A 25,122-nucleotide genomic window follows, 5' to 3' on the forward strand; every position below is an offset into this window, starting at 1 on the left:
CCGCAAAGAAAAGTAGGCAAAAGAAAGCGGCTCAAACCGCTAATGCTAAGCGGGTCCCCCGCACATCTAACGGTAGTGGTGCATCTGGAATCCGTGCCCTCGCACACTTCGCATCAGTGACAAGGCAGTCATCCGTTCCGGCGGCGCTGCGCGCGCCGAGCGGCACATCACAAAAAACGCCTGGTGCTTCAGACGCACACGCAGAAGCATCTGCCGAAAAGTTGGTTGGGCGTTTCGCCGAGGCGAAGCCGACGGCCCCCACTCACCTCCAACGAAGCCACTGGTTTTCGAGGCAGACCCTTCCGGCGAGCGCGGAGCGCGAGGCGGGAAGTATGACTGCCTTGTCACTTCGGGTTGAGGATATGGGGGCACAGATTCCAGATGCACCACTGCCCCCTCCAAGCCAGGGGACCCGCTTAAGAGTTGGCGGTTTGAGCTGCTTTCTTTTGCCTACTTTTCTTTGCAGCAGGCAAAGAAAAGTAGGTGCCCCCCCGCACAGGGGGAACGCTAATAAACCAATAACAAAACAAGGAAAGGCCAACGCCGCAGGCACACAGACAAAACAGCAACCGCAGGCAAACCAACACGGCGCAGCAATCATCAGCGCCCTACTAGTAGTCGCGCTATCAGCGATATTAGTATCGGGCATGCTCTGGCGCCAGCAAGTCCAAATCCGAAGGATAGAAAACCAGCGCCTCCTATCCCAGGCGCAATGGGTCGCCCGCGGCGCGCTGGACTGGACGCGCCTGATCCTCCGCTCTGAGGGCGACACCTCAGCAGGCATCACCTACCTGGGCGGCCTATGGGGCGTCCCCATTGCCAAAACACGCCTATCGGATTTCCTCGGCCAGATCGGCGAAGTAAGAGCAGAACAAGGCCACGAAACCTACCTCTCAGGTTCAATCGAAGACGCCCAGTCGAAATTCAACCTCCGCAATCTGGTCTCGAGCCCAGCTCCCGGCGTCATGCAACTGGACACGGAACAGATCGGCGCCTATCAGCGCCTGCTCGTGTCCCTCGGCGTAAACAGCCAACTGGCGAAAGCCACCGCCGTGCAGGTTCGCACGAGTCTCGCTCAATCGGCGACACGTTTCCAGACAGTCACGTCCACCACGGGCTCGACGGCGACCCCGATCACCGCGGGCGGCGGCGCCACCGGCGGCAGCTTCACCGACAAACCCGGTATCGAAGACGGCGACGACAACGCGGCAGTCGCGCCGCTGCAAATGACCAGCGTCGATTCGCTGCTCGATATCCCCGGCTATACGCCGGAAATCGTCGCGCGCTTGCGGCCGTTCGTCACCGTGCTGCCGACGGTGTCGGCGGTCAACATGAATACGGCCTCCGCCGAAGTCATCGCGGCGATCGTGCCGGGAATGAGCCTGTCCGCCGCGCAAGCCTTTGTCGCGCGTCGGCAGACAGTGTTTTTCCATAACGTCAGCGATGTGCAACTCGCCTTGCGCGGTGCCGGCGTACAGTCGGTCTCGATCGACTCGAGTGAAATGGACGTCAACACGAACTACTTTCTGATCCACGGCCGTGTGCAGCACGAACGCGCGGAAGTGGACCGCACGACCCTCGTCTATCGCGACGCATTGACTCACACTACGCGTATCGTGCGGGTACAAGACCAACTATGAATAACGCCTTTCCCAGAGAGAGTGGCCTTTGAGCACGCTGATCGTTCTATTGCCGCCGCGTGATCCGGCGGTGCCATCGCAGGAATGGCAACTGCCGGAGCTGCCGTTCGTGCTGCTCGACAAGTCGGGCCGCACCCAGCGCGCGGGCCGCTCGGCGCTCGCGCTGTTGCCGCGCGCCTCGTCGACAGTGCTGATGGTCGCCGCCCGCGACCTGCTGATGATGCCCGCCAAGCTGCCGCCATTGCGCGGCCCGCGGCTGCGTCAGGCATTGCCGAATATCGTCGAGGATCAGTTGATCCAGGACCCGCAAACCTGTCACATCGCCGTCGACCCGCAACCGCTCACGGGCGGCCGGCAGTTGCTTGCGATCATCGACCGCGGCTGGTTCCGCTTCATCTGCGAGGCCTTTGCCGCAGCCGGGCATCGCAGCCTGCGCGCCGTACCGGTCACGCGCTGTCTGCCGCAAGCCGCCGCGCTAAACACACCCGCCGAAGTCGCGGAAATGGTCAACGCGGGCGAGCCAGTCATGGCGGGCCCCGCGACCCGGGCGACGGCCCCGCCCGGGGTGGCTCCGGGGGGGGCGCCCGGCGTCCCGCCGGCGGTGTCGGACGGAGCGGGCCGTGGCGCAGCCGTCATCCAGACCGCGCCCGCGTTACTGCTTGAAGGCGCGGTCGAAAGCGCGGTGGTCAACGGTGCGCCACGCGTCGAACTGGCTATCGCGCGCGGCGTGCAAGGCGAGGGGCTGGCGGTGCCGGCTAATGCCGTGAACGCGACGCTCAGCGCGCTCGCCGGCGCAGCGCCGGTCTCGCTGTACATGCTAACCGAGGTGTCCGGCAACGAGCCGAGTCTCGCCGCAACCAGTCCGGCGAAGCTTGCCGCCTACGTGCACGGGGCCAGCCCGTTGCCGTTCGAGCAACTCGCGCGCCGCGCGCTGGCGTGCCGCTTCGACCTGTGTCAGTTCGAATTTGCCTCGCAACCGTGGCGGCTCGACCGCGCGACGCTGCGGCGTCTGCGCCTGCCGGTCATGCTGGCGGTCGCCGCGCTGGTGATCGCGATTGTCGGCGCGAACGTGCAGTGGCTGATGCTCTCGCGTCAGCGCGACGCGATCAACACGCAGATGACCGAGCTGCTCCTCAACGCCTTCCCCAAGACGACGGTCGTGCTCGATGCGCCCGATCAGATGTCGCGCCAGTTGCAGCAGTTGCGGGTGGCGGCGGGTGAACTGTCGCCGGACGATTTCCTGTCGCTCGCCGATGGCCTCGCGCGTTCGTTGGCGCCGGTGCCGGTCAACGGCATCGCCGCGCTCGACTATCACGACCGGCGGCTCGACGTGACCTTCAAGCCCGAGGTGAAACTCGATGCCGATTTCGCCAAACGTCTCGCACGCAACGGCCTGACCGGCGCGATCGACAGCAACACCGGCAAGTGGACCATCAGGAACGGACAATGAAAGCCGAACTCGCCCAAAGCTGGGCTGGATTCTGGGACCAACGCACCGAGCGCGAAAAAACGCTGCTGGCGTGGGGTGGCGGAGTGCTGGCGGTGGTGATCGCGTGGTCGGTGCTGTGGGCGCCGGCGCAGGATGGCCGCGCGCATCTGCGTCAATCGTTGCCCACCTTGCAGCGTCAATTGGCGCAGATGACCGCGCAGGCTAATGAAGCGCGCCAGCTCTCCGCCGCGGCTCAGGGTGTCGCGCCGACGGGCGCTGCGCTGAAAGATGCGCTTACTGCCTCGCTCAGCGATCACGGCCTGGCCGCGACCCAGGTGCAGGTGATCGGTAACGCGGTGCAGATTCAGATGAAGAACGCGTCGTTCCCCGCATGGACGAGCTGGGTCGACGACGCGCGCAAGCAGTTCAAGGTGCAGGTCGCCGAGGCGCACGTGACGGCGCTCAAGGAAGACGGCCAGGTCGATCTGACGGCGTCGTTGCAGCCGTCTACCGCGAAATGACCGCGCCGTTACAGGATCTCGCATGACTCACTGGATGCGGCGCCTGCGCGTCGCGCTACCCTGGCTAGCGGTCGCGGTGCTGGCGAGCGCGGTTGTGATGCTCACGATGCTGCCGGCCGCCTGGATCACGCAGCAGTTCGCCAAACAGACCCGTGGCCACGTCAATCTCGTCGATCCGGCCGGCTCGCTGTGGCACGGCTCGGCCACGCTGATGCTTGCCGCCGGTTCCGACATGAGTGCTGCGACCCTGCTGCCGGGGCGGATCGAATGGCGCACGGCGTTCTGGCCGCTCTTCACCGGCCGCGTGCGGATGATCATGCGGCACAGCGAAGCGATGCCCGACCCGATCACCGTCGACGTCACCCCGCGCAGCGCCACCGTGACGCCGGGGGCGATGGCGGTGCCGGCTTCGCTGCTGAGCGGCCTCGGCGCGCCGTTCAATACGCTCGATCTGCAAGGCGACGTGCGCCTCGCATGGTCCGATTGGCGCAGCTTCAATCAGGAGGCGTTCGGCCAGATGACCGTGACCCTGAACGACGTCAGTTCGCGCGTCTCGCTGGTCAAGCCGCTGGGTTCTTATCGGCTGCTGTTCCAGGCGCAGGGTATGTCGTCCACGCTGGATCTGACGACCCTTAAGGGGCCGCTGATGCTGACTGGCAATGGTACGGTGTCGTCAGCCTCGACATCGTTTCACGGGACGGCGAGCGCCGCCCCGGAAGCGCGCGACAACCTCGCGGGACTGTTGAATCTGTTGGGGCGGCCAAGCGGACCGGATACGGTCGCGTTGACGTTCGTGCACTGAGGCGCGGGTTGTAAAAAAAGAGGCATGGCCGCATTGCGCGGCCATGCCTGTTTTGATTTGCTTTGGCGAGTCGTGCGCCTAGTCCTAGTCCCAGCTTTAGCTTCTGAAATTGCTGGAACCCGCATCAGTTGTAGGGTTCGGCAATTTTTTAGTAGTCCTATGTAGCCATGTAATTCACATTATCACCTTGATTTTTCGCTCATGCTTTGCTTTTATTCGTGTTCATGTACATCGAACACGTCCCCAACCGCAACTCGCCACCCGCAATCCTGCTGCGCGAGTCCTATCGTGACGGCAACAAGGTCAGGAAGCGCACCCTGGCCAACCTCTCGTCGCTGCCCGCCGAGGTGATCGAGGGCTTGAAGGTCCTGCTACGCGGCGGTGTCGCCGTATCCTCGGTCGATGATGCCTTCGTGATCGAGCGCAGCCTGCCGCACGGGCATGTGGCCGCGGTGCTCGGCGCGGCGCGCGCCTGCGGCGCCGAGCAGTGGTTCGCCACCGCACCCGCCGCGGTGCGCTCCGTGGTCATGGCGCTGCTGGTGGCGCGGGTGGTGTCGCCCGCCTCCAAGCTCGCCACCCATCGCATGTTGCGCGACGAGACCGCGACCCACTCGCTGTCGCGGCTGCTGGAGCTGGGGGAAGTCGACCTCGAGCAGGTCTATGCCGCCCTCGACTGGCTGGGAGAGGCTCAGGCGGGCATCGAGAAGCGCCTCGCCCGCCAGCATCTGGCCGGTAGTACGCTGGTGCTCTACGACCTCACTTCGACATGGGTGACCGGACGCTGCTGCGAGCTCGCGGCGCACGGCTACAGCCGCGATGGCAAGCGTGACGACCCGCAGATCGTGTTCGGGCTGGTCTGCACGTCTGAAGGCATCCCGGTGGCGGTCGAAGTCTTCGCCGGCAACACCGCCGATCCCGCGACCGTGGCATCTCAGGTGGAGAAGCTCAAAGACCGTTATGGGATCGACAAGCTCGCCTGGGTAGGCGACCGGGGCATGCTCACGCAGGCACGTATCGACACGGTGTTGCGCCCGGCCGGGCTGGACTGGGTGAGCAGCCTGCGCGCGCCGCAGATGGCCGCGCTCGCCCAGGAGAAGGGACCCTTCCAGCCGTCGCTGTTCGATGAGCGCAACCTGCTTGAGATGACGAGTGACGCGTTCCCCGGCGAGCGGCTCATCGTGTGTCGCAATCCGCTGTTGGCCGAGGAGCGCAGCCGCAAACGCGAGGCGCTGCTGCAGGCCACCGAAGCAGAGCTGATGAAGATAGCCGAAGCGACCTCGCGCGTGCGCAACCGGCTCAAGGGTACCGAAGCGATTGCCTTGCGCGTGGGCCGGGTCATCGATCACTTCAAGATGGCCAAGCACTTCGAGTTGAGCATCACCGACTCGAGCTTTAGCTGGGAGCGCAAGACGGTGCAGATCCAGCAGGAGGCCGCACTTGATGGTCTGTATGTGGTGCGTACGAGTCTGCCGGCAGCGGCTCTGTCAGCCGAGGCGGCCGTGACGGCCTACAAGGGCCTGGCAGTCGTGGAGCGGGCCTTCCGTTCGCTCAAGACGGTCGACCTGCAGGTGCGGCCCGTGTTCCATTGGAACGCCGGGCGCGTGCGCGCGCATGTCTTTCTGTGCATGCTCGCTTACTACGTCGAGTGGCACATGCGCGAGAAGTTAAAGCCGATGCTGTTTGACGATGAATATGTCGAACAGGCACGCGCTAGCCGCGCGTCGCCGGTGGCCAAGGCACGACGTTCGGACCAGGCGAAAGCCAAGGACGCCACCAGGCTTGGCGAGGACGGTTTGCCGGTCCATAGCTTCCGCACCTTGCTCGATGATCTGGCCACGCTCGCGTACAACGTCTGTCATACGCCACTCAATCCTGAGGCCAGGATCGTCATGATCACGCGGCCGACGCCCATTCAGGAAAAAGCCTTCCGCCTGCTGAACGTCAACCCTGCCTGTACCCAGTAAACATCCCGCCTTCGCACACATAAGAGTGCGAAATCAATAGCTTATGTTTCGGCATGGTCAAAGTTCGGCCTAGTTGCTCTGCGCCGGCTGCGACGTGGCTCCGCTTTGCGCCACCGGTGTCGCCGACGCTGCCGGCAGCGGCGCGGGCGCCGCCACACCGCCTGTTTCGCGGTTCATTTGCGACGCTTCCCACCCACCGCCGAGCGCCTTCACCAGACCCACCGACGACACCATCCGCTGCCCGGCGATGTTCTCAAGCTTCTGTTCAGCGAGGAAGGCGGTGGTCTGCGCGGTCAGCACGTTGACGTAGCCGACCGTGCCCGCCTTGTATTCGTTCGTGACGATGGCCAGCGCCTGACGCGCTGAATCCACCGCTTGCTGTTGCACGACGATTTCCTGTTCGAGAATGCGCTGCGAGGCGAGATTGTCCTCGACGTCCTGGAACGCCGCCAGAATCGTTTGACGATACGTCGCGACGTTCTGGTCGTAGGTAGCGCGCGCGGCTTCGGTCTTTGCCTCACGTAGGCCGGCGTCGAAGATCGTGGCGGCAAGTTGCGGGCCGAGCGTCCAGAATCGCGACGGCGCGGTCAGCAATTGCGAGAACACCGAGCTCTGGAAACCGCCGGTGGCCGACAGCGTCAGCGTCGGGAAGAACGCGGCGATCGCGACGCCGATCTGTTCGTTCGCCGCCGCGGCCTTGCGCTCGGCCGATGCGATATCCGGGCGCCGCTCGAGCAATGCCGACGGCATCTGCGCGGGAACGGCGGGCGGTGTGGCGGTGAGCGGCATTGGCGCAATCGAGAAAGTCGAGGCCGGTTCGCCGACGAGTACGGCGATCGCATGCTCGTCCAGCGCGCGCTGCACGCCATTGTCGATTGCGGCCGCTTGTGCCGATTGCAACTGCGTTTGCGCCTGAATCACGTCGGAACGTGCGGCGACGCCTGCCGCGTACTGGTTCTGCGTGAGCTGCAGCGAGCGCCCATAGGCCGCGACGGTGTCGTCGAGCAGCTTCTGGGTGGCGTCGAGCGAGCGCAGCGAGAAATAGGTTTGCGCGAGCGTGGCCTGGGCGGACAGCCGCGCATTCGCCAGATCGGCCGCGGCGCCCTGCTGGCCGGCCTTCTGCGCATTCACCGAACGCGTGACCGAGCCCCACAGATCCGGCTCCCAGCTTGCGTCGAGTTGCAGGTTAAAGCTGTTGCTGATGCCGGAGCGGCTCGAGGCGGTGGTCGAGGAGCCACTGGACGACGAGCCGGTGCCGGAGCGCGTGGCGCCTGCCGATGCACCGACGGTCGGGAAATACGCCGCGCGCGCCTCGCCGACCAGCGCACGTGCCTGGCGATAGGCGGCGGCAAATTGGGCGATGGTCTGGTTCGAAGCGTTCAGCTTGTCTTCGAGCGCGTTGAGTTGCGGGTCTTCGTAGATGGTCCACCAGTCGCCGCGGTCTTGCTGGTCGGCCGGCTGGGCGACTTTCCAGCCGGGCACGGCTTCCTTGTAGGAAGCGGGGATCTCAGCCGCGGGCCGCTTGTAGTCGGGGCCGACCACACAACCGGCCAGCAGGGTGGCGAAGGCCGCTGCTACCGCGATAGTCAGGGCGCGGGGCGCAAGCGTCCGCGCGCGCGAGATTCGATCAAACTGCATGCAATAGATTCCTTCTGGACGCCGCAGCGCGGCCGACGGCGGCACTGTCGACCGGGCGAGATCATGGCTCTACCAGAATGTTAGCGTAGGGGGCCGCAGGGGCGCGGGAAACTGAAAGGGTAATGCGGGGGCAGGCGGAGGTGTGTTACTTAGGGTGTCGGGATGGTTACGTGCTGTTACGGATCAGACGCGTGAGCGCCGATGCTCCACCCACGCAAGCGCCGCGACCCCCACCGATCCACCGGGCAGTACGAACAGGACGGCGAACAACGCCAGTTTCCACCAGCGATGCGGCCCTTGAAAGCTGCTTAGCGCGGAATCGGTCAGGGAGCGGCTCAAGCCGCCAAGGGTGTTTTTGAGGTACAGCATCGGGGAAATCCTTTTCGCACGGCGCCATTGCGGCGTGCAGACAAGCGGTCAGAACATGGTCTCGGGTGGCGCGGGTCGCGCGTAACTCGTTGCCTACAATAATATTGACTATGCAATCAAATTTCAAGATACTTTGCTTCGCGCGCAAGGGTAGTGTTGTTTTTGCGCCGTTCGCGCTACGCGAAATCCAGTTTGACTTGTCTGCCTAGGCAGCTAGAATTCGTTCTGCTTGGCGATGTTTTCGGATACACGATGACTGACGGCCCCTACAAAGCGGACGCGACTCACCTCGAATCGAGTCTTGGCTATTACCTGACGAAAGCGCGAAACGTGCTTGTCGAGCGGATGGACCGTGCGGTCAAACCGTTGGGACTCACCGCCCAGCAGATCGGCGTGATTCTGCTGTTGTCCGCGCAACGCGCGAGCACACCGTTCGAGTTGTCGCGCGTCATGTCATACGACAGCGGATCGATGACACGTCTGCTCGATCGCCTTGAAAAGAAAGGCTTTGTCGTGCGCACGCGCAGCGACGCCGACCGCCGGATGGTCAAGCTGGAGCTGACGCCGCAGGGCCACGAAGCCGCGCAGCAATTGCCCAGTCTGGGCGCCGCCGTGCTGAACGAGCAGTTGCGCGGATTTTCCGCCGCGGACCACGCTGCCCTGCTCGACCTGCTCGGCCGTTTCATCGCGAACGGCATCGGCGAGGGAGCAAGCGCCTGTTGCAGACTCGGACCGTCGCAGGAATCGGTGGAAGCATCGCCCGAAGAGTCGTCGTCAGATCACGGCGGGCAGTAACCAAGAGGCGTTTTTGAAAGCGCCATCGTTTGAAGATGTCTGTCTGGGCAGAGGGTGATCCGGCATGTAAGCGCGCCATTCGGAGGGTGCGATAAAGCTGCCGCGACAAGCTTTCCCAGTTGAGGAGAAACACACATGGCTGCTACGGCTCCCGCCGAAGCCCTACCTGCCGCCGAACCCGCTCAGCTCAAAGGCGGGGCGCTGGCGTTGCTCACCGTCGGTCTCGCGCTCGGCACGTTCATGGAAGTGCTCGATACATCGATCGCGAACGTTGCCGTGCCGACCATTTCCGGCAGCCTTGGCGTGGCGACCAGTCAGGGGACCTGGGTCATCTCATCGTATTCCGTGGCCTCGGCGATCGCGGTGCCGCTGACCGGCTGGCTTGCGCGGCGTGTCGGCGAGGTGAGGCTGTTCACGCTGTCCGTTCTGCTGTTCACGATCGCCTCGGCGCTGTGCGGCTTCGCGCACAACTTCGAGTCGCTGATCGCGTTCCGGCTTCTGCAAGGACTCGTCTCCGGGCCGATGGTGCCGCTCTCGCAGACGATTCTGATGCGCTCATACCCACCGGAAAAGCGCGGGCTCGCGCTCGGCCTCTGGGCGATGACCGTGATCTGCGCGCCAATTTTCGGGCCCGTGATGGGCGGCTATATCACCGACAACTACACGTGGCCGTGGATCTTCTATATCAACGTGCCGATCGGGTTGTTCTCGGCGGTGTGCGCGTTTCTGTTGCTGCGCGGCCGCGAGACCAAGGTCACCAAACAGCGTATCGATGCGATCGGCCTCGCGTTGCTCGTGATCGGCGTGTCGTGCCTGCAGATGGTGCTCGACCTGGGCAAGGATCGCGACTGGTTCAACTCGACGTTCATCATCACGCTGGCGATCATCGCGGTGGTGTCGATTGCGTTCCTGCTGGTGTGGGAGATGACGGATAAGGAACCTGTTGTCGATCTCTCGCTATTCAAGGATCGTAACTTCGCGCTCGGCGTGGTGATTATCTCGTTCGGGTTTATGGCGTTCTTCGGGTCGGTGGTGATTTTCCCGCTCTGGCTGCAGACGGTGATGGGGTACACCGCGGGGATTGCCGGTTTGGCGACGGCGCCGGTCGGCATTCTTGCGCTGTTTTTGTCGCCGATGATCGGCAAGAATATGCATCGGCTGAACCTGCGCGTGGTGGCGAGTTTTGCGTTCATCGTGTTTGCGTTCGTGTCGTTCTGGAACTCGACTTTTACGCTCGATGTGCCGTTCAATCATGTGATCTGGCCGCGGTTGGTGCAAGGGATTGGGGTTGCTTGCTTCTTTGTGCCAATGACTACGATTACGTTGTCTAGCGTGTCGGATGATCGGCTTGCTAGTGCTTCTGGTTTGTCGAACTTTTTTCGGACTTTGTCAGGGGCTATTGGGACGGCTGTCAGTACGACTTACTGGGAGAACGATACTATCCGCCATCATGCGATGTTGACCGATTCGGTTAATGTCTATGCGGCTAATACCAATGCTTATACCAATGCGTTGGCTGGGATTGGGCTTTCTGGTGATAGCGTTACCGCTCAGTTGAATCAGGTTGTCACCGCGCAGGCTTATATGATGGCCACTAATGATTTTTTTCGTATTTCTTGTGCGGGGTTTCTTGTGCTGGCTTTGCTGGTTTGGGTTACTAAGCCTAGGAAGGGGGTTGGGGCTTCTATGGGGCATTGAGGTGTTTTTTGCCTGTGCGGCGCTTGGTTGTCTGTGTGCCTATGGCGTTGGCCTTTCCTTGATTTGATATTGGTCTATTAGCGTCGCCCCTGTGCGGGGCAGGCACTTACTTTCTTTGCCGCCGCAAAGAAAGTAAGCAAAGAAAGCGGCTCACACCGCAAATTCTTAAGCGGGTCCCCTGGCTTGGAGGGGGCAGTGGAGCATCTGGAATCCGCGCCCTCGCACATTCGGCGTGAGTGACACAGCAGTCATTCTTCCGGCGGCGCTTCGCGCGCCGAAGCGTACTTCTTAAAACTACCCACCGCGTTTGTGCACGGTAGGTTACTCAATGTCACGCTCGCGTTTCATGCGTGAGCGCTTTCTCCTCGCCGACTGCGTTATCGTTTTCCCCTTCCTCACTGCGTTACCGCTTCCCCACCCGCTCCCGGGATCGATTGTCCCGACGCCTCCGGGTGCATCTCCGTCGGCGCTGGTCGCGATGGTTTCTCGCCGCTCTGCGGCGCGCCCGCCGCTGTGCCTCGTACGAATTGCTTGAAGTCGGCGCCCGCCTGCCATGGGTTCGGCGTGCAACCCATCGATCCATCACAATGCGCCGCGAAACCAATCGTTGCCGTGCCGTCCGGGTTCGGTGTGCGCGTAATCTCGTACGCGAGTGCCCGCTTGCCGCCGTCCGGGCCCGCAGTCTGGATCAACGTGGCAGTCGCGGATTCGATCTTGTACTTCGAATGGCCCGCTACCCATGTCTGCGCACGCTGCCACCAGACATCACACTCGGCTTTGGTCGAACACGTCAACGGCGTGGTCGCGATCTGCATGACGTCCGGATCGACCTGCCCCTGCGTCGAACATCCCGCCGCCGTCGCCAGACACACTACGACCAACAGACCTTTTTTCATCACGTTGAAGCCTCCCTCTTTGGAGCGGGTCATGTAAGTTGGACCGCATCCCCGGCAAGGTGTTTCATACGCATCAGCCAATCGTCAAAACGTTTGGGAATTTTGCCGGTATGGTCAGGCCTCCAGCATCGCTTTGCGCAGAGGTTACTGTGCGCAACAAAAAAAGCGGCCTCCAAGGCCGCTTCCTGCTTCACGAATGAAAATGCCGTTCAGTGTTAGCTGAACGGCATTAGCCCCCAGGGCCACTTTTTCCGGCGCTACCTACTTCGTCTTTAGACGCTAAACCGGTTCAGTGTGTACGCGCGGTATGCCGCGACAAACGCGTCGAATGAACCCACCTCTTCCCGTTCAAGTTTGGCCTGCTCTGCAAGCGATTGTGCAGCAAGGTCGGTGAATTCCTTGATCTGCGCGGCATCCAGCGGACGCGAGCGGAAATAGGCGGCGTGCGCTTCGCTTTGCTCGAGGCCAAATGCGAGGAAGCTCTGCTGCTTGTCGCGCATCGTCTGCAACACGCGCGCGGACGGCGTTAGCGATGCATCCGCCAATTTCGCGCGCTGAACCGCCACGGCGCGCGCGTGTGCGTCGCCACCGTGCAGTGCGTCAAGCGTTGCCGCGGCTGCGTCGATCTTGACAAGCAGTTCGTTCGCCCAATCCGCCATCGCGATCGGGCTGCCGTCGCGCGTCAGTTCGAGGCCCGGCTTGCGGCCTTCCATCGTCACGCGGCCGAAGTTCTGATTCGCCTCGGCATACGCGTCCGGCGGCAGCGGCGCGCTGTCGTCGAGCGCGCAGACCAGCAGGTAGGCATCGAGGAAGCGCGACGTCTCCAGCGAAATGCCGGTCGGCTCAAATGGATCGATGTCCATGCAACGCACTTCGACATACTGCACGCCACGCGCGGCCAACGCATGCAGCGGACGCTCGCCCGGATACGTGACGCGCTTCGGACGGATCGTCGAATAAAACTCGTTTTCGATTTGCAGCACGTTCGTGTTGATCTGTACCCACTCGCCGTCGCGCTGCGTGCCAATCGCCTCGTATGGAGGATACGGCTGGCTCACCGCCTTCGCGAGCGCGTCGAGGTAGCCCGGCAAGGTGTTGTAGTCGGCCTGCAGCGCGGCTTGCGCGGTGGTGTTCGAGTAGCCGAGGTCGCTCATGCGCAAGCTGGTCGCATACGGGCGATACAGCGTGTCGGCGTCGAAGGTTTCGAGCGTATGTTTGCGATCGCGGAGGAATCGGCGATCCAGCGCTGGCGACGCGCCGAACAGGTACATCAACAGCCAGTTGGTGCGGCGGAAATTGCGGATCAGCGCGAGGTAACGGTCGGACTGGTAATCGACGGCGTTTGCTGTGGATTGCTGGTCGGCATGCAACACCCGCCACACTTCTTCGTTCAGCGAATAGTTGTAGTGGATGCCCGCAATGCACTGCATCGTGCGGCCGTAACGGAGCGCCAGGCCAATGCGGTACACGTACTTCAGTTTGCCGATATTCGACGTGCCGTAATGCGCGATCGGAATGCCGTCGTCCGTTTCGGGCAGTAGGCCGGGCATCGAGTTGTTCCACATGATCTCGTCGCCGAGTTCGGCGTACACGAAACGATGCAGCGTATCGAGCTTCTCGAGCGTGATCGCGACGTCTTGCTCAGCCGGCGTAATCAGCTCGAGCAGCGCTTCGGAATAGTCGGTGGTGAGCGACGGATGCGTGAGCGCCGAACCGAGCGCGCGCGGATGCGGCGTCATGGCAAGCTTGCCGTCGTGCGTCACGCGCAGGCTTTCCCTTTCGATGCCGCGCAGGCCACGCATCAGCGCGTCGCGCTGCGGGCCTGAGGTCAGCACGGATAGGCGGTGCGATAACGCGTCGTTCGTGCGGGAAGGTGTCGTGTTTGGCATTGATGCGAGTCGGGCGTTGTCGGCCGCCATGTGCCGCCTCACTGCTTATGTGCAGCACTGCGCGGTTGACAACGTTCGGCGGAATTTTCGGGTAGCGGGCACTTTAACATCTCGCCACGACGCCTGCTTGAGGCCGCTTCGGCCGGCCCTCAGACCACACAACCTGGCCTGATTTCACGACGAAACGGCCTGCCCTGCGTCTTGCTACGCTACCCATCACGCACCCGACGCGCGATCCGCGGTTGTCCCCGACTGGCGTACGACCTCAGCCGCCGCGCGCGGCGCCTGCCCGATCCGCTACCTCGTTCCACAGATGCATGGCCGCATACGCGCGCCACGGCCGCCACGCGTCCGTGCGAGTGCGTTGCTGCGTGGGCCGCACGAGCGACGGGTCGCGCGCGCAGATCGACTGCATCAGCACGAGGTCCCATGCGGGCCAGGCGTCGGCGTCACGCCATGCGCGCATCGCCACGTACTCGACGGTCCACGGGCCGATGCCAGGCAGTGCGAGCAACGCGGCGCGCAGGCTGTCGGCATCGGCGACGCTGCTGTCGAGCGGGACGTCGCCTGAAGCGACCGCCTGCGCGAAGCCTTGCAGCGCCGCTACGCGTTTACCCGGCATGCCGATCTTTTCCAGATCCACAGCCGCGAGCGCGGCGGGCGTTGGAAAGCGCCATGCGGTGTTCTCATGCGGATGACCTTCGATGCGCTCGCCGGCACGCTGCACCAATCGCCCGATGATCGTGGTCGCCGCCTTCACGCTGACCTGCTGGCCGACGATGGCGCGCACTACCAGCTCGAAGCCCGACCACGCGCCCGGCACGCGCAAGCCGGGCGCGGCTTCGACCAACGGCGCGAGCCATGGGTCGGCGGCAAGTTCGTTGCCGATCTTCTTCGGGTCGGCGTGCAAGTCGAACATCCTCGCGATCGGCGCGGCGAGCGCGTCGGCATGACGGCTCGCCGGGCCTTCGATGTTCGCGACGATGCAGCGCTTGCGCGGATGCAGGCGCACGGTGAGCGTGCAGCTGTCGCCGGCCCAATCGATCGCGCGGCGATAGGCGCCGTCTTCGACCGCTTCGACGCCGGGCGTCGCGCGTCCGCCGAAGAAGCGCAGCAGGCGCGGCCAGTCGAAGGGTGGTTTGAACGGCAGTTCGAGTGTTGCGACGTCGTCAAGCGTACTCACGCGGCGTGGTCCAGGTTGGTGGTGGCAGCAATGGCCGCACGCTCGCGGCGATTGGGTTCATCGAGCGACACGCCGCCGGCGTGCTGCGCTTCGTTGTCGAGCAGTGCGGCCTTGCGCGGCAGGCCCCAGCGATACCCCGCCAGCGCCCCGCCCTTCTGCACGACGCGATGACATGGAATCGCCAACGCAACCGGATTCGTCGCGCACGCGCTCGCCACCGCGCGCACCGCCCGGGGTGAGCCGACCGCTTCCGCGATCTGGGAATAGCTGCGCGTCTCACCGTAGGGAATGCGCCGCAGCGCGTCCCATACACGTTGCCGGAACGCGGTGGCGGCAATATCCAAAGGCAGATCGAAGTCCTGACGCGTGCCGCGCAGATAGGCGTCGATCTGGGCGATGAACGGTGCGAGCCGCGCGGCGTCTTCGACCAGCTCGGCGTTGGCGAACTCGCCGCGCAGTTCGTCGGCGAGTATCGCGGCATCGTCGCCGAAACCGATCTTGCAGATGCCTTTGTCGGTTGTGGCGACCAGCACGAAGCCAAGCGAGGTTGGCGCGCTGGCGTAACGCACGGTGAGCCCCGCGCCTTTGCGGCGGAACGCGGATGGCGCCATGCCCAATTCCGCCGAGGCGCTGTCGTACATCCGTGACGGCGAGCCGAAGCCGGCGTCGAGCGTGGCGCGCGTCACGTCCGACCCGCTTTGCAGCGCATCGCGCAGCGCGGCGCCGCGCTGCGCGGCCTGATACTGACGCGGCGACACGCCCACCACGCGCTTGAACAGACGCTGCAAGTGGAACGGGCTGACGTGCACCGCGTCGCTCAATTGCGCGAGCGTGAGGCGTTGCTGCGGATCGGCATCCAGCGCGGCGCAAGCGCGATTGACGATCTCCAGCTCGCGCGGCAGGCCGCCGGGCTGGCAACGCTTGCAATCGCGATAGCCCGCGGCGCGCGCGGCGTTTGCGTCGGCGAAGAAAGCGACATTTTCGCGGCGCGGCTGGCGCGACGCGCATGACGGGCGGCAGAACACGCCCGTCGTTTTGACGGCGTAGAAGAACGCGCCGTCGGCCTGCGGCTCGCGGCGGGTGACGGCGTCCCAACGCTCGGCGTCGGTGCTCCAGTGGGTGGTGCCGACAGCGGTGTCGCTGCCGGTATCGGTACGTTCGGTACGGTCGGTGCGGTTCATGATGGTCCCGGAAAGGCGGTGTCGATGCTCACCAATGTAGGCCGCATGCCGACACACTACGCCCCGGTTCTTGCTCTGTCATTGCGCTTCCTCGTAGGCCTCGAGCCCCGCCAGGCGCTCGTTTCGCCTCAAACTGCGACAATTTGGCCCGATATCGGGTTTTCCCTTAAAAAGTTATTGCGTCGCATCAACCCCATGTGTATATTAGTACCTGTCTCCTCCATGTCTCCTCCTGATATGGATTCAGCCCGCTCCACATAGAGCGGGCTTTTTTTCGTCTGAACATTTCTGATCCGTCCCTCGCGGCCGGTTCATCGCCTGCTCTCGCTGCCCTCTCCTTTCTCCTACACTGGTGGCTGTTCATCCATTCTGCGAACCAGCCAAGGGGCGTTCGACATGAAAATCCACATTCGCGAGATCGATCACATCGTCATTCGGGCGTTGAACGTTCTGGAGATGACGCGTTTTTATTGTGAGGTGCTCGGGTGCAGCGTCGAGAAGGAGCAGGCCGATCTGGGTCTGACGCAATTGCGTGCGGGGCGCTCGCTGATCGACCTGTTAAAGGTCGGCGCGAAGCTCGATCACCCCGAAAACGGCGTGCCGGGTGCGGGGCGGAATATGGATCATGTGTGTTTGCGCGTTGAACCGTTCGACGCCGAGGCGCTCAAGGCGCATCTGGCCGAACACGGCGCGCGGCCTGGCGAGGCGGCTTTGCGCTATGGCGCGGATGGATTTGGGCAGTCGCTGTATCTGTTTGACCCGGAAGGTAATATGGTCGAGCTCAAAGGGCCGCCAGAAGCCGCGCGTGTGACGTCGCTGTAACAATCAAGCGCTATCAAGCGTTGGCAGGCGCCTTCAACACCGTCCACTCGATTTTCACCGCATCGGCGTCGGCGCTGCCGAGCCATGCTTCGCCGTCCTGCACTGTGCATTGCAAACGCATGGTCCGTTCGGCGAGCGAGCCGAGTGCGGCGGCGATGTCTTCGCCGAGCGTCCAGACTGTCACATTGCGCATGCGTTCGACCTTGCTGCGCACCCCTTGCCACCAGATGTCCGACGTACGGCCGCCATAGGCGATCACGATCACCTCGTTCGAGCGGCCGCTCGCCTTGGCGATGCGCCGTTCGTCCGGCTGGCCGACTTCGATCCAGGTTTCGATCGCGCCGGTGAGGTCCTTCTGCCAGAGGTCCGGTTCGTCGACGTCCGACAAACCTTTACAGAATTCGAGGCGTTCCTGCGCGAACAGCGCGAACGCGGCGACGCGGACCATCATCCGTTCGTCGGTTTCCGAGGGATGGCGGGCGATCGTCAGCGAATGATCGGCGTAGTAGTGCCGGTCCATGTTGGCGATCTGGAGTTCTGCCTTGTAAATCGTCGATTTGAGAGCCATGCCGTTACTAAACCAGGCGCTCGCTCCACCGGAGCGAACAGAAAAAGAATCGTCGACGGCGCGTTGCCGTTTTCGGTGATTGGTGTACATCGCGTGTTCCTCCCGAGCCGAAACGCCGGCTGCTATTGCAACTATCGCAATGGGAGAAGCATTTATCGCGCCACTGCCGGCTCGAAAGCGGTGCCGTAGACCTCGCCTGCGGCTTCCCGTAAGGCTTTGAGCACGACGGAGGCCGCTGGCGAAAGCAGGTGCGACTGGCGCGTGATGATACCGAATGTATCCATTCTGCACGGTAAATCGATCGGTACCTGCTTGAGAACACCGTACTGTTGGTACTGGCGCGCCACTTCATCAGGTAAAACCGCCAACATGTCGCTTTGGAGCAATAAACTCGAAATCGCCAGAAAATTGTTGGTATTGACTACGTTTTGGGGCGGATTCAGTCCGATCTGCGAAAACATCAGGTCAAAGCGATGGCGCAAAACGCTGCCGGGCGGGTGCAAAACCCAGCTCGCGTTGACGATTCCCCGCAGTGTCAAACCTGTTTCATTTTCGAGAGGATGGCCGGGACGCGCCACCACGCACAGCGGCTCGTCGGCGAGCGGTTCGTAGCGGATGTCGGCCTTGAACTGGTTTTGCCGCTCCAATACCCGGCCGATCATGATGTCCAGTTCGCCTTCGGCGAGCTTCGGCAGCATCACGTCTGACGTTTCCACCTCCGCCCAGATTTGCATCTGGGGATAGCGTTCTTTCACGCTGGCGATGGCGCGCGGCACCATTGTCGCGGCAGCCGCGGCGATCACGCCGATGCGCACCTGGCCGGCCAGACCGGCGCGCAGTGCTGAGATTTCGTCATGCGCGTGGCTGAGATTCGAGAGCACCATGCGCGCGTGACGGATCATCACTTCGCCGTACAGGGTGGCGCGCATGCCGTGCGGTGTGCGGTCGAACAGACTCACTTCCAGCATGTCCTCCAGCTCTTTCAGGAGCCGCGACGCGGCAGGCTGGGTCATGCCGAGCACGTCGGCTGCACGCCGGACGTTGCCCTCCTCCTCCATTGCCGCGAGCAGCTGCAACTGTCGCGTCTTGAGCCGCGCTCGCACGAACCAGTTCGAGTAGCTACGCGTCATGGCCTGTCTCCCTATGCGGCTTGAAGCCGTCTGCTCGACGATTTGCCGTCGTGAAGTCTCCATGATGCCATATCGAAATTGATATCGGAATGGCCTAAAAATGGATTGGAAAGTTATTGGGGCGGCTCATACCATTCGTGGACTTTGTGACCACTCACCCCAACGCTCATCCACGCGCCGGCTGACGCCGCCGTGAATCCCCGTGCTGCAAATATACGAAATCAACGCAGCCTTTAAACCTCAGGAGACAGATATGACCAGCAAGCTTCGCCGTTTGACGCTATCCGCGATCGCCGCCGCGGCGCTCGCCGCACCCTTTGCCGCGCAATTCTCCGCGCACGCCGATCAGCCGCTCAAAGTCGGCTTCCTCGTGAAGATGCCGGAACAGGCCTGGTTCATCAACGAACAGAAAGCCGCCACCGCGCTCGGCCAGAAGGACGGCTTCTCGGTGGTCAACATCGGCACGCCGGACGGTGAAAAGGTGCTGGCCGCGATCGATAACCTCGGCGCACAAGGCGCCAAAGGCTTCGTGATCTGCGCGCCCGACGTGCGGCTCGGACCGGCGATAGAGGCGCGTGCGAAGCGCTACAACATGAAGTTCGTCACCGTCGACGATCAACTGGTCGATTCCACCGGCAAGCCGCTGCCGAACGTGCCGCATCTGGGCATGTCCGCGTTCAAGATCGGCAATCAGGTCGGTACCGCGATCTCTGAAGAGATGAAGCGCCGCGGCTGGAAGCCGGAAGAAGTCGGCGCGCTGCGCATCACGAACTACGAATTGCCGACCGCCAAACTGCGCACCGACGGCGCAACGGAATCGCTGTTGGCCGGCGGCTTCAAGAAGGAAAACATCTTCGACGCTCCGCAAAAGACCACCGATGACGAAGGCGGTTTCAACGCATCGTCGCCGGTGCTCGCGCAGCATCCGAACATCAAGAAGTGGGTGATCTTCGCGCTCAACGAGGAAAGCGTTCTGGGCGGCGTTCGCGCGACCGAGCAACTGCACATTCCGGCGGCCGATGTGATCGGCGTAGGCATCAACGGTGCGGGCGAAGCGTTTGCCGAGTTCCAGAAGAAGGAACCGACGGGCTTCTACGGCACGATCGCCGTGAGCTCGACGATGCACGGCAAGGAGAGCACGGAGAACCTCGTCGAGTGGATCAAGGACGGCAAGCAGCCGCCTGCCGACACGCAAACCACCGGCAAGCTGATGGTGCGCGGCAACTGGCAGGACGTGCGTAAAGAGCTCGGAATTTAAGCGGTATTCGAGTTTGCACGCTGCGGGCCATTTTTCATGTTGACGTTCACGCTCACGCCAACGCGAGATCGGCCCGCACAGGTTGTCCACCCGCTAGAGGCTTTCGATGACGGTTTCCCACACTGGCGAAACAGGCCAAGCGGCGCTGCCCGCGCAAGCGCCCTCGCCTACGCTTACGTCGACTGATCCGTATCTACAACTCGACGGTATCACCGTGCGTTTTCCCGGCGTACTCGCGCTCGACCAGGTGTCGCTCGACGTGCGGCGCGGCGAAGTACACGGTTTGATGGGCGAAAACGGCGCTGGCAAATCGACGCTGCTCAAAGTGCTGTCCGGCGTGAATCAGCCGGCGGCGGGCACCTTGTCGCTCGATGGCGTCGAACAACAGTTCGTCACCACCAAGGCGGCCATCGCGGCGGGCGTCGCAATCATCTATCAGGAACTGCATCTGGTGCCCGAGCTGACGGTTGCAGAAAACCTGATGCTTGGCACCCTACCCAATCGCTTCGGCGTGCTTGATGAAAAGGCGCTGCTTGCACGTGCGGCGCGCGAGTTGGAAAGACTCGGCGAAAAAATCGACCCCGCGCAGCAGGTGAAAAATCTCTCGATCGGTCAGCGGCAGATGATCGAAATCGGCAAGGCGCTGATGCGCGATGCGCGAGTGATTGCGTTCGACGAACCGACCAGCTCGTTGTCGTCGCGCGAAACCACGCAGCTGTTTCGGATCATTCGCGCGTTGAAGGCCGAGGGCCGCGCGATCATCTACGTCACGCATAGGATGGATGAAGTCTACGAACTGTGCGACCGCGTGACGGTGTTTCGCGATGGCCGCCGCATCGATACGTTCGAAGCCGGCGACGGACTCGATCGCGATCGCCTGATCAGTTGCATGGTGGGCCGTTCGATTGCCGACGTGTACGGCTACCGCACACGCGAACTGGGTGGCCTGCAACTCGAAGTCAGGGAGCTGATGGGACGCGGTTTGCGCGAACCGGCTTCTTTTACCGCACGTAAAGGTGAAATCGTCGGCTTCTTCGGTCTGGTGGGCGCAGGCCGTTCGGAGCTGATGAAACTGATTTACGGCGCCGTCAAACCGAGCGCCGGCGAGATCGCGCTCAAGGGAAAACGCGTGCGCTTCACCACGCCGCGCGATGCCGTGCGTGCAGGCGTCGCACTGTGTCCGGAAGATCGCAAGCAGGAAGGCATCGTCTCGATTGCTTCGGTGTCGGACAACCTCAATATCAGTTGCCGCCGCCACTTTAGCCGCTTCAACGTGCTCAACGGCCGCAAGGAAGCGCAGACCGCCAAAGAGTTCATCGGCAAGCTCTCGATCAAAACGCGTAACGGCGAAACGCCGATCGGCACGCTCTCCGGCGGCAATCAACAAAAGGTGATTTTGTCGCGCTGGCTCGCCGAAGACATCGACGTGTTCCTCATGGACGAACCCACGCGTGGCATCGACGTCGGCGCGCGCAGCGAGATTTACGGCTTGCTCTATGGGCTCGCTGAAGCGGGCCGCACGGTCATCGTCGTGTCGAGCGATCTGGCCGAAGTGATCGGCGTGGCGGATCGCGTGATCGTGATGAAGGAAGGTTGCATCGTCGGCAATCTGCCGAAGGCACAGGCCACGCCCGATGCGCTGATCAAGCTCGCGCTGCCTCGCTAGGAACGCCGCACTCATCAGGCAACGGAAGGCAACCGAAGGCAACTGAATCGCGCCATTGAAAACGGAATAGACATCATGCACACACCCTCAACCGACTCCCCTACGCCAGCCGTCGCTTCCGCGGGCCTCGGCGCGCGCGCCGCACGCATCTGGGACCTGATCAACAAATCCGGCATCGTGATGGTGTTCGTCATCCTGTTCGCGGTTTTGTCGTTCACCGTGCCGGATTTCCTAAGCTCGCGAAACATCCAGGGCCTGCTACTCTCCGTCACGCTGATTGGTTCGATATCCGTAACAATGATGTTCGTGCTCGCGCTGGGCGAGGTGGACTTGTCGGTGGCGTCGATCGTCGCGTTCGCGGGCGTGGTTGCGTCCACCTTGATCACCGCGACGCATAGCGTGATGCTTGGCATCGCCGCCGGCGTGCTCGCGGGTGGCGCGGTCGGATTGGTCAACGGCGTGCTGGTCGCGCGCTACAAGATAAATTCGCTGATCGTCACGCTCGCGATGATGGAAGTCGTGCGCGGCCTCGCCTACATCACCTCGAACGGCGACGCGGTGATGATTTCGGAGGAGCGTTTCTTCGACCTCGGCGGCGGCGCGTTCCTCGGTATTTCCTATCCGATCTGGAGCAACATCGTCGGTTTCGTACTGTTCGGTTTTCTGCTGAAGAAAACCGTGTTCGGCAAGAACGTGCTGGCCGTCGGCGGCAATAGCGAGGCCGCTTTGCTCGCGGGCTTGCCGGTCACCCGAATCAAGATCACAGTGTTCGTATTGCAGGGCCTCGTAACGGGCTTTGCAGGCGTGATGCTGGCGTCGCGCATGAGTCTCGGCGACCCGAAAACGTCGGTCGGTCTCGAACTCGGCGTGATCTCCGCATGCGTGCTCGGCGGCGTCTCGCTGACGGGCGGCGTCGCGACGATTTCCGGTGTGCTGGTCGGTGTACTGATCATGGGCTCGGTGCAGGACGCAATGAGCCTGATGAATGTGCCGACCTTCTACCAATACCTGATTCGCGGCGGGATTCTGCTGCTTGCGGTGCTGTTCGATCAGTACCGCCGCAGCAAACGCGTGCACTGATGCTGACGCGCGCCCCGGGCTAGGCGCCCCCTCTACATGCTTGCCAACAGGAGATTTCATGGCTGATTCGAACCAGACTAAAAAGCCGCTGCGCAGCCAGGCGTGGTTTGGCCTTAAAGATCGCGACGGTTTTCTGCATCGCTCGTGGATGAAAAACCAGGGCATTCCACACGACGAATTCGACGGACGTCCAGTGATCGGCATCTGCAATACGTGGTCCGAACTGACGCCGTGCAACGCACATTTTCGCGAGCTTGCTGAATACGTTAAAAAAGGCGTGCACGAAGCGGGCGGCTTGCCGCTCGAATTTCCGGTGATGTCGCTCGGCGAGACCAATTTGAGGCCTACGGCGATGCTGTTTCGCAACCTCGCCTCGATGGACGTCGAGGAGTCGATTCGCGGCAATCCGATGGACGGCGTGATTCTGCTGGTCGGCTGCGATAAGACTACGCCCGCACTGCTGATGGGCGCGGCGTCATGCAATCTGCCGGCACTGGCTGTGTCGGGCGGCCCGATGCTCAACGGACGGTTCCGTGGCAAGAACATCGGCTCCGGAACGGGTGTCTGGCAGATGTCCGAGGAAGTGCGCGCCGGTACGATGACGCAGGAAGAATTCACCGAAGCCGAGTCGTGCATGAACCGCTCGCGCGGCCACTGCATGACGATGGGCACGGCGTCGACGATGGCCTCGATGGTCGAGTCGCTCGGCATGGGCTTGCCGCACAACGCGGCGATTCCTGCGGTCGATGCACGCCGGCAAGTGCTCGCGCATCTGGCGGGCCGGCGCATCGTCGATATGGTCCGCGAGGATCTGACGATGGACAAGATCCTCACGCGCGAGGCGTTCGAAAACGCGATCCGCACCAATGCGGCGATTGGCGGCTCGACTAATGCGGTCGTGCATCTGATCGCGCTGGCCAAGCGCATTGGCGTGGAGCTTTCGCTGGAAGACTGGGAGCTCGGCTCGAACGTGCCGTGCCTGGTGAATCTGCAACCGTCAGGCGAATACCTGATGGAAGACTTTTACTACGCGGGCGGCTTGCCCGCAGTGCTCAAGCAACTCGGCGAACAAGGCTTGCTGCATCGCGAAGCGCTGACGGTGAACGGCAAGACGATCTGGGACAACGTGCGCAATGCGCCGAATCACGATCAGAAGGTCATCACGACGTTCGCCGAGCCGTTCAAGCCGAAGGCCGGCATTGCGGTGCTCAAGGGCAACCTGGCGCCGAACGGCGCCGTGATCAAGCCGTCGGCAGCGACGCCGCAGCTGCTGAAGCATCGCGGCCGCGCGGTGGTATTCGAGAACATCGAGGAATTGCACGCGAAGATCGACGACGAATCGCTCGACATCGACGAGCACTGCATCATGGTGCTCAAGGGTGCGGGGCCGAAGGGTTATCCGGGCTTTGCGGAAGTGGGCAACATGCCGCTGCCGAAGAAGGTGCTGCAAAAAGGCATCACGGACATGGTGCGTATTTCCGATGGCCGCATGAGCGGCACGGCGTATGGCTCGGTGGTGTTGCACGTGTCGCCTGAAGCGGCCGCAGGCGGGCCGCTCGCGTTCGTGCAAACCGGCGACATGATCGAACTTGATGTCGAAGCGCGCCGCCTGCATCTGGACGTTACCGACGAAGAACTCGCGCGTCGCCGCGCCGCGTGGCAGCCGCCTGCACCACCCACGCGCGGTTACTACAAGCTCTACGTCGAACACGTGCTGCAAGCGGACCAGGGCGCGGATCTGGACTTCCTTGTTGGATCGAGCGGCGCGCCCGTGCCGCGCGACTCGCATTGATCGCCGTTTGAACGGCTGGACGTTTCTCCCTGCGCTTTGCGAGAAGGCGTATTGCCGATGCGGACCGAAAGTCCGCATCGGCTTTTTTTATCGGCTTCACGTCATGGAAAAAGCGAGCGGAAATAAAAACGGCCGGGCGCGTCACGCCCAGCCGTTTTATAACTCGCAGGTTCCCAGCCCCTCGCTTTTAAAGTCAGAGGGGTTACAGCGTAAATGAAAACACCGTCAAACCCCGGCGTTTCGCCGGAGCGTTGGCGTTCAGCTTATTGTTTGATGAATCGATCGTTTGCCCAGAGGCCTTGCGTATCGCTATTGGCGGCATTCACGAATTCGACATCGTGGCCGACTACGCGCACCACGCGGAAACTCGAGTTCTCCGGCGCGGAAACGCACTGATATCCCGAGAAGAATTCCTGCATCTTTTGCTGTTCACCGGCTCGCGCATGCTGATCGGCGGCGTCGAGTTTATCCTTCGACAGGCAACCATAAGCGTTGGCCTTGAACTGGATGGTTTGCTGCGGCTTGACCATGACGTCTTGCGCCTGGACAGAAGCGGCAGCCAATCCCGCAATGGCGAAAACAACGGCGATTCGCATTTTCATATTTTCCTCCGGTGCGGGTGAATACTCAGGTTAGCTATGTATTTAACTTTAACGTCGAACCCGCACCTTGCACTTTAGGAGAACGCGAGAGAACGACAAGCACATCTTGTGTGCGGTCGCAACAGCGGCGAATTGTCGCACCACCTGTCGCACCCGCTTAAACCTTGAGCAGCAGCTTAAACAGGGCGGATTGAAACGG

20 protein-coding genes and 1 pseudogene are annotated in these 25,122 nt (G+C 62.5%); 12 read left to right on the forward strand and 9 right to left on the reverse strand.

Translation table 11 applies throughout. The features are described 5' to 3' along the window. The first annotated feature begins 362 nt into the window (after positions 1–362). The 5 genes from gspK to GNZ13_RS07860 all read left to right on the forward strand — a co-directional run bounded on the left by gspK (position 363) and on the right by GNZ13_RS07860 (position 6,356). Positions 363–1,640 (forward strand): type II secretion system minor pseudopilin GspK, encoded by a 1,278-nt coding sequence (gene gspK / locus GNZ13_RS07840; protein WP_236001865.1) that lies wholly within the window; start codon positions 363–365, stop codon positions 1,638–1,640. Between the two features lie 28 nt (positions 1,641–1,668). Continuing rightward, positions 1,669–3,090: a type II secretion system protein GspL gene (gspL, locus tag GNZ13_RS07845; RefSeq protein WP_172162067.1), complete on the forward strand. Its 1,422-nt coding sequence runs from the start codon at positions 1,669–1,671 to the stop codon at positions 3,088–3,090. Continuing rightward, positions 3,087–3,590, forward strand: coding sequence for a type II secretion system protein M (locus tag GNZ13_RS07850; protein WP_172162069.1), 504 nt, complete (start codon positions 3,087–3,089; stop codon positions 3,588–3,590). The genes gspL and GNZ13_RS07850 overlap by 4 nt, the downstream gene beginning before the upstream one ends. A gap of 22 nt (positions 3,591–3,612) precedes the next feature. Beyond that, the gene (locus GNZ13_RS07855) at positions 3,613–4,392 is read left to right on the forward strand and encodes a type II secretion system protein N (protein ID WP_172162071.1); all 780 of its coding nucleotides are present in this window, start codon (positions 3,613–3,615) and stop codon (positions 4,390–4,392) included. 224 nt (positions 4,393–4,616) lie between these two features. Further along, positions 4,617–6,356, forward strand: coding sequence for an IS1634 family transposase (locus tag GNZ13_RS07860; protein WP_172162073.1), 1,740 nt, complete (start codon positions 4,617–4,619; stop codon positions 6,354–6,356). A 69-nt stretch (positions 6,357–6,425) separates the two neighbouring features. On the opposite strand, the gene GNZ13_RS07865 is transcribed toward GNZ13_RS07860, so the two are convergent. Both GNZ13_RS07865 and GNZ13_RS07870 read right to left on the reverse strand, forming a co-directional pair. After that, complete coding sequence (locus GNZ13_RS07865) at positions 6,426–7,994, reverse strand: efflux transporter outer membrane subunit (protein WP_172162075.1); 1,569 nt, start codon at positions 7,992–7,994, stop codon at positions 6,426–6,428. 189 nt (positions 7,995–8,183) lie between these two features. Further along, positions 8,184–8,363, reverse strand: a pseudogene (locus tag GNZ13_RS07870) (hypothetical protein); the annotation flags it as partial. Between the two features lie 252 nt (positions 8,364–8,615). Here GNZ13_RS07870 and GNZ13_RS07875 point away from each other — a divergent pair. Together GNZ13_RS07875 and GNZ13_RS07880 are read left to right on the forward strand one after the other, a co-directional pair. Beyond that, positions 8,616–9,158, forward strand: coding sequence for a MarR family winged helix-turn-helix transcriptional regulator (locus GNZ13_RS07875; protein ID WP_172162076.1), 543 nt, complete (start codon positions 8,616–8,618; stop codon positions 9,156–9,158). 135 nt (positions 9,159–9,293) lie between these two features. Beyond that, positions 9,294–10,856: a DHA2 family efflux MFS transporter permease subunit gene (locus tag GNZ13_RS07880; RefSeq protein WP_172162077.1), complete on the forward strand. Its 1,563-nt coding sequence runs from the start codon at positions 9,294–9,296 to the stop codon at positions 10,854–10,856. Positions 10,857–11,251: 395 nt separating this feature from the next. Here the strand turns inward: GNZ13_RS07880 and GNZ13_RS07885 are convergent, their stop codons facing one another. The 4 genes from GNZ13_RS07885 to ada all read right to left on the reverse strand — a co-directional run bounded on the left by GNZ13_RS07885 (position 11,252) and on the right by ada (position 16,005). After that, positions 11,252–11,752: a hypothetical protein gene (locus GNZ13_RS07885; protein WP_172162078.1), complete on the reverse strand. Its 501-nt coding sequence runs from the start codon at positions 11,750–11,752 to the stop codon at positions 11,252–11,254. Between the two features lie 272 nt (positions 11,753–12,024). Further along, positions 12,025–13,641, reverse strand: a complete 1,617-nt coding sequence (gshA, locus tag GNZ13_RS07890) for a glutamate--cysteine ligase (RefSeq protein WP_172162079.1) — start codon at positions 13,639–13,641, stop codon at positions 12,025–12,027. Between the two features lie 265 nt (positions 13,642–13,906). After that, the gene (locus tag GNZ13_RS07895) at positions 13,907–14,824 is read right to left on the reverse strand and encodes a DNA-3-methyladenine glycosylase family protein (protein WP_172162080.1); all 918 of its coding nucleotides are present in this window, start codon (positions 14,822–14,824) and stop codon (positions 13,907–13,909) included. Further along, positions 14,821–16,005, reverse strand: a complete 1,185-nt coding sequence (gene ada, locus GNZ13_RS07900) for a bifunctional DNA-binding transcriptional regulator/O6-methylguanine-DNA methyltransferase Ada (protein ID WP_172162081.1) — start codon at positions 16,003–16,005, stop codon at positions 14,821–14,823. Before ada ends, GNZ13_RS07895 begins: the two co-directional genes overlap by 4 nt. 396 nt (positions 16,006–16,401) lie before the next feature. Between ada and GNZ13_RS07905 the strand changes: the two genes are divergently transcribed. Continuing rightward, positions 16,402–16,827 carry a VOC family protein gene (locus GNZ13_RS07905; protein ID WP_172162082.1) on the forward strand — a complete coding sequence of 142 codons (426 nt, stop codon included), beginning with the start codon at positions 16,402–16,404 and terminating at the stop codon, positions 16,825–16,827. A gap of 13 nt (positions 16,828–16,840) precedes the next feature. Here the strand turns inward: GNZ13_RS07905 and GNZ13_RS07910 are convergent, their stop codons facing one another. After that, on the reverse strand, positions 16,841–17,395 hold the full coding sequence (locus GNZ13_RS07910; RefSeq protein WP_172162084.1) for a YaeQ family protein: 555 nt from the start codon (positions 17,393–17,395) through the stop codon (positions 16,841–16,843). A 152-nt stretch (positions 17,396–17,547) separates the two neighbouring features. After that, a complete protein-coding gene (locus GNZ13_RS07915; protein ID WP_172162086.1) occupies positions 17,548–18,525 on the reverse strand; it encodes a LysR family transcriptional regulator in 978 nt (325 codons plus the stop codon). Positions 18,526–18,778: 253 nt separating this feature from the next. On the opposite strand from GNZ13_RS07915, the gene GNZ13_RS07920 reads away from it, so the two are divergent. The 4 genes from GNZ13_RS07920 to GNZ13_RS07935 all read left to right on the forward strand — a co-directional run bounded on the left by GNZ13_RS07920 (position 18,779) and on the right by GNZ13_RS07935 (position 24,321). Continuing rightward, positions 18,779–19,783 (forward strand): arabinose ABC transporter substrate-binding protein, encoded by a 1,005-nt coding sequence (locus GNZ13_RS07920; protein ID WP_172162088.1) that lies wholly within the window; start codon positions 18,779–18,781, stop codon positions 19,781–19,783. 106 nt (positions 19,784–19,889) lie between these two features. Further along, positions 19,890–21,449 carry an L-arabinose ABC transporter ATP-binding protein AraG gene (gene araG, locus GNZ13_RS07925; protein ID WP_172162090.1) on the forward strand — a complete coding sequence of 520 codons (1,560 nt, stop codon included), beginning with the start codon at positions 19,890–19,892 and terminating at the stop codon, positions 21,447–21,449. 75 nt (positions 21,450–21,524) lie between these two features. After that, complete coding sequence (araH, locus tag GNZ13_RS07930) at positions 21,525–22,529, forward strand: L-arabinose ABC transporter permease AraH (protein ID WP_172162092.1); 1,005 nt, start codon at positions 21,525–21,527, stop codon at positions 22,527–22,529. Positions 22,530–22,587: 58 nt separating this feature from the next. Then, positions 22,588–24,321, forward strand: a complete 1,734-nt coding sequence (locus GNZ13_RS07935; RefSeq protein ID WP_172162094.1) for an IlvD/Edd family dehydratase — start codon at positions 22,588–22,590, stop codon at positions 24,319–24,321. A 263-nt stretch (positions 24,322–24,584) separates the two neighbouring features. Here GNZ13_RS07935 and sap1 read toward each other — a convergent pair whose 3' ends face one another. Then, positions 24,585–24,923: a surface attachment protein Sap1 gene (gene sap1, locus GNZ13_RS07940; protein WP_172162096.1), complete on the reverse strand. Its 339-nt coding sequence runs from the start codon at positions 24,921–24,923 to the stop codon at positions 24,585–24,587. Positions 24,924–25,122 lie beyond the last annotated feature (199 nt).

This window comes from Paraburkholderia elongata (genome assembly GCF_013177735.1).
GTDB classification, from domain to species: domain Bacteria; phylum Pseudomonadota; class Gammaproteobacteria; order Burkholderiales; family Burkholderiaceae; genus Paraburkholderia; species Paraburkholderia elongata.

Bases quoted from the DNA above. Each gene is read 5' to 3' on its own strand.
- araH (WP_172162092.1), top strand. From the start codon at position 21,525: ATGCACACACCCTCAACCGACTCCCCTACGCCAGCCGTCGCTTCCGCG.
- GNZ13_RS07865 (WP_172162075.1), bottom strand. From the start codon at position 7,994: ATGCAGTTTGATCGAATCTCGCGCGCGCGGACGCTTGCGCCCCGCGCC.
- GNZ13_RS07885 (WP_172162078.1), bottom strand. From the start codon at position 11,752: ATGAAAAAAGGTCTGTTGGTCGTAGTGTGTCTGGCGACGGCGGCGGGA.
- GNZ13_RS07860 (WP_172162073.1), top strand. From the start codon at position 4,617: ATGTACATCGAACACGTCCCCAACCGCAACTCGCCACCCGCAATCCTG.
- GNZ13_RS07875 (WP_172162076.1), top strand. From the start codon at position 8,616: ATGACTGACGGCCCCTACAAAGCGGACGCGACTCACCTCGAATCGAGT.
- GNZ13_RS07880 (WP_172162077.1), top strand. From the start codon at position 9,294: ATGGCTGCTACGGCTCCCGCCGAAGCCCTACCTGCCGCCGAACCCGCT.
- araG (WP_172162090.1), top strand. From the start codon at position 19,890: ATGACGGTTTCCCACACTGGCGAAACAGGCCAAGCGGCGCTGCCCGCG.
- GNZ13_RS07920 (WP_172162088.1), top strand. From the start codon at position 18,779: ATGACCAGCAAGCTTCGCCGTTTGACGCTATCCGCGATCGCCGCCGCG.
- sap1 (WP_172162096.1), bottom strand. From the start codon at position 24,923: ATGAAAATGCGAATCGCCGTTGTTTTCGCCATTGCGGGATTGGCTGCC.
- GNZ13_RS07910 (WP_172162084.1), bottom strand. From the start codon at position 17,395: ATGGCTCTCAAATCGACGATTTACAAGGCAGAACTCCAGATCGCCAAC.
- GNZ13_RS07850 (WP_172162069.1), top strand. From the start codon at position 3,087: ATGAAAGCCGAACTCGCCCAAAGCTGGGCTGGATTCTGGGACCAACGC.
- GNZ13_RS07905 (WP_172162082.1), top strand. From the start codon at position 16,402: ATGAAAATCCACATTCGCGAGATCGATCACATCGTCATTCGGGCGTTG.
- GNZ13_RS07855 (WP_172162071.1), top strand. From the start codon at position 3,613: ATGACTCACTGGATGCGGCGCCTGCGCGTCGCGCTACCCTGGCTAGCG.
- gspK (WP_236001865.1), top strand. From the start codon at position 363: ATGGGGGCACAGATTCCAGATGCACCACTGCCCCCTCCAAGCCAGGGG.
- GNZ13_RS07935 (WP_172162094.1), top strand. From the start codon at position 22,588: ATGGCTGATTCGAACCAGACTAAAAAGCCGCTGCGCAGCCAGGCGTGG.
- ada (WP_172162081.1), bottom strand. From the start codon at position 16,005: ATGAACCGCACCGACCGTACCGAACGTACCGATACCGGCAGCGACACC.
- GNZ13_RS07915 (WP_172162086.1), bottom strand. From the start codon at position 18,525: ATGACGCGTAGCTACTCGAACTGGTTCGTGCGAGCGCGGCTCAAGACG.
- gshA (WP_172162079.1), bottom strand. From the start codon at position 13,641: ATGCCAAACACGACACCTTCCCGCACGAACGACGCGTTATCGCACCGC.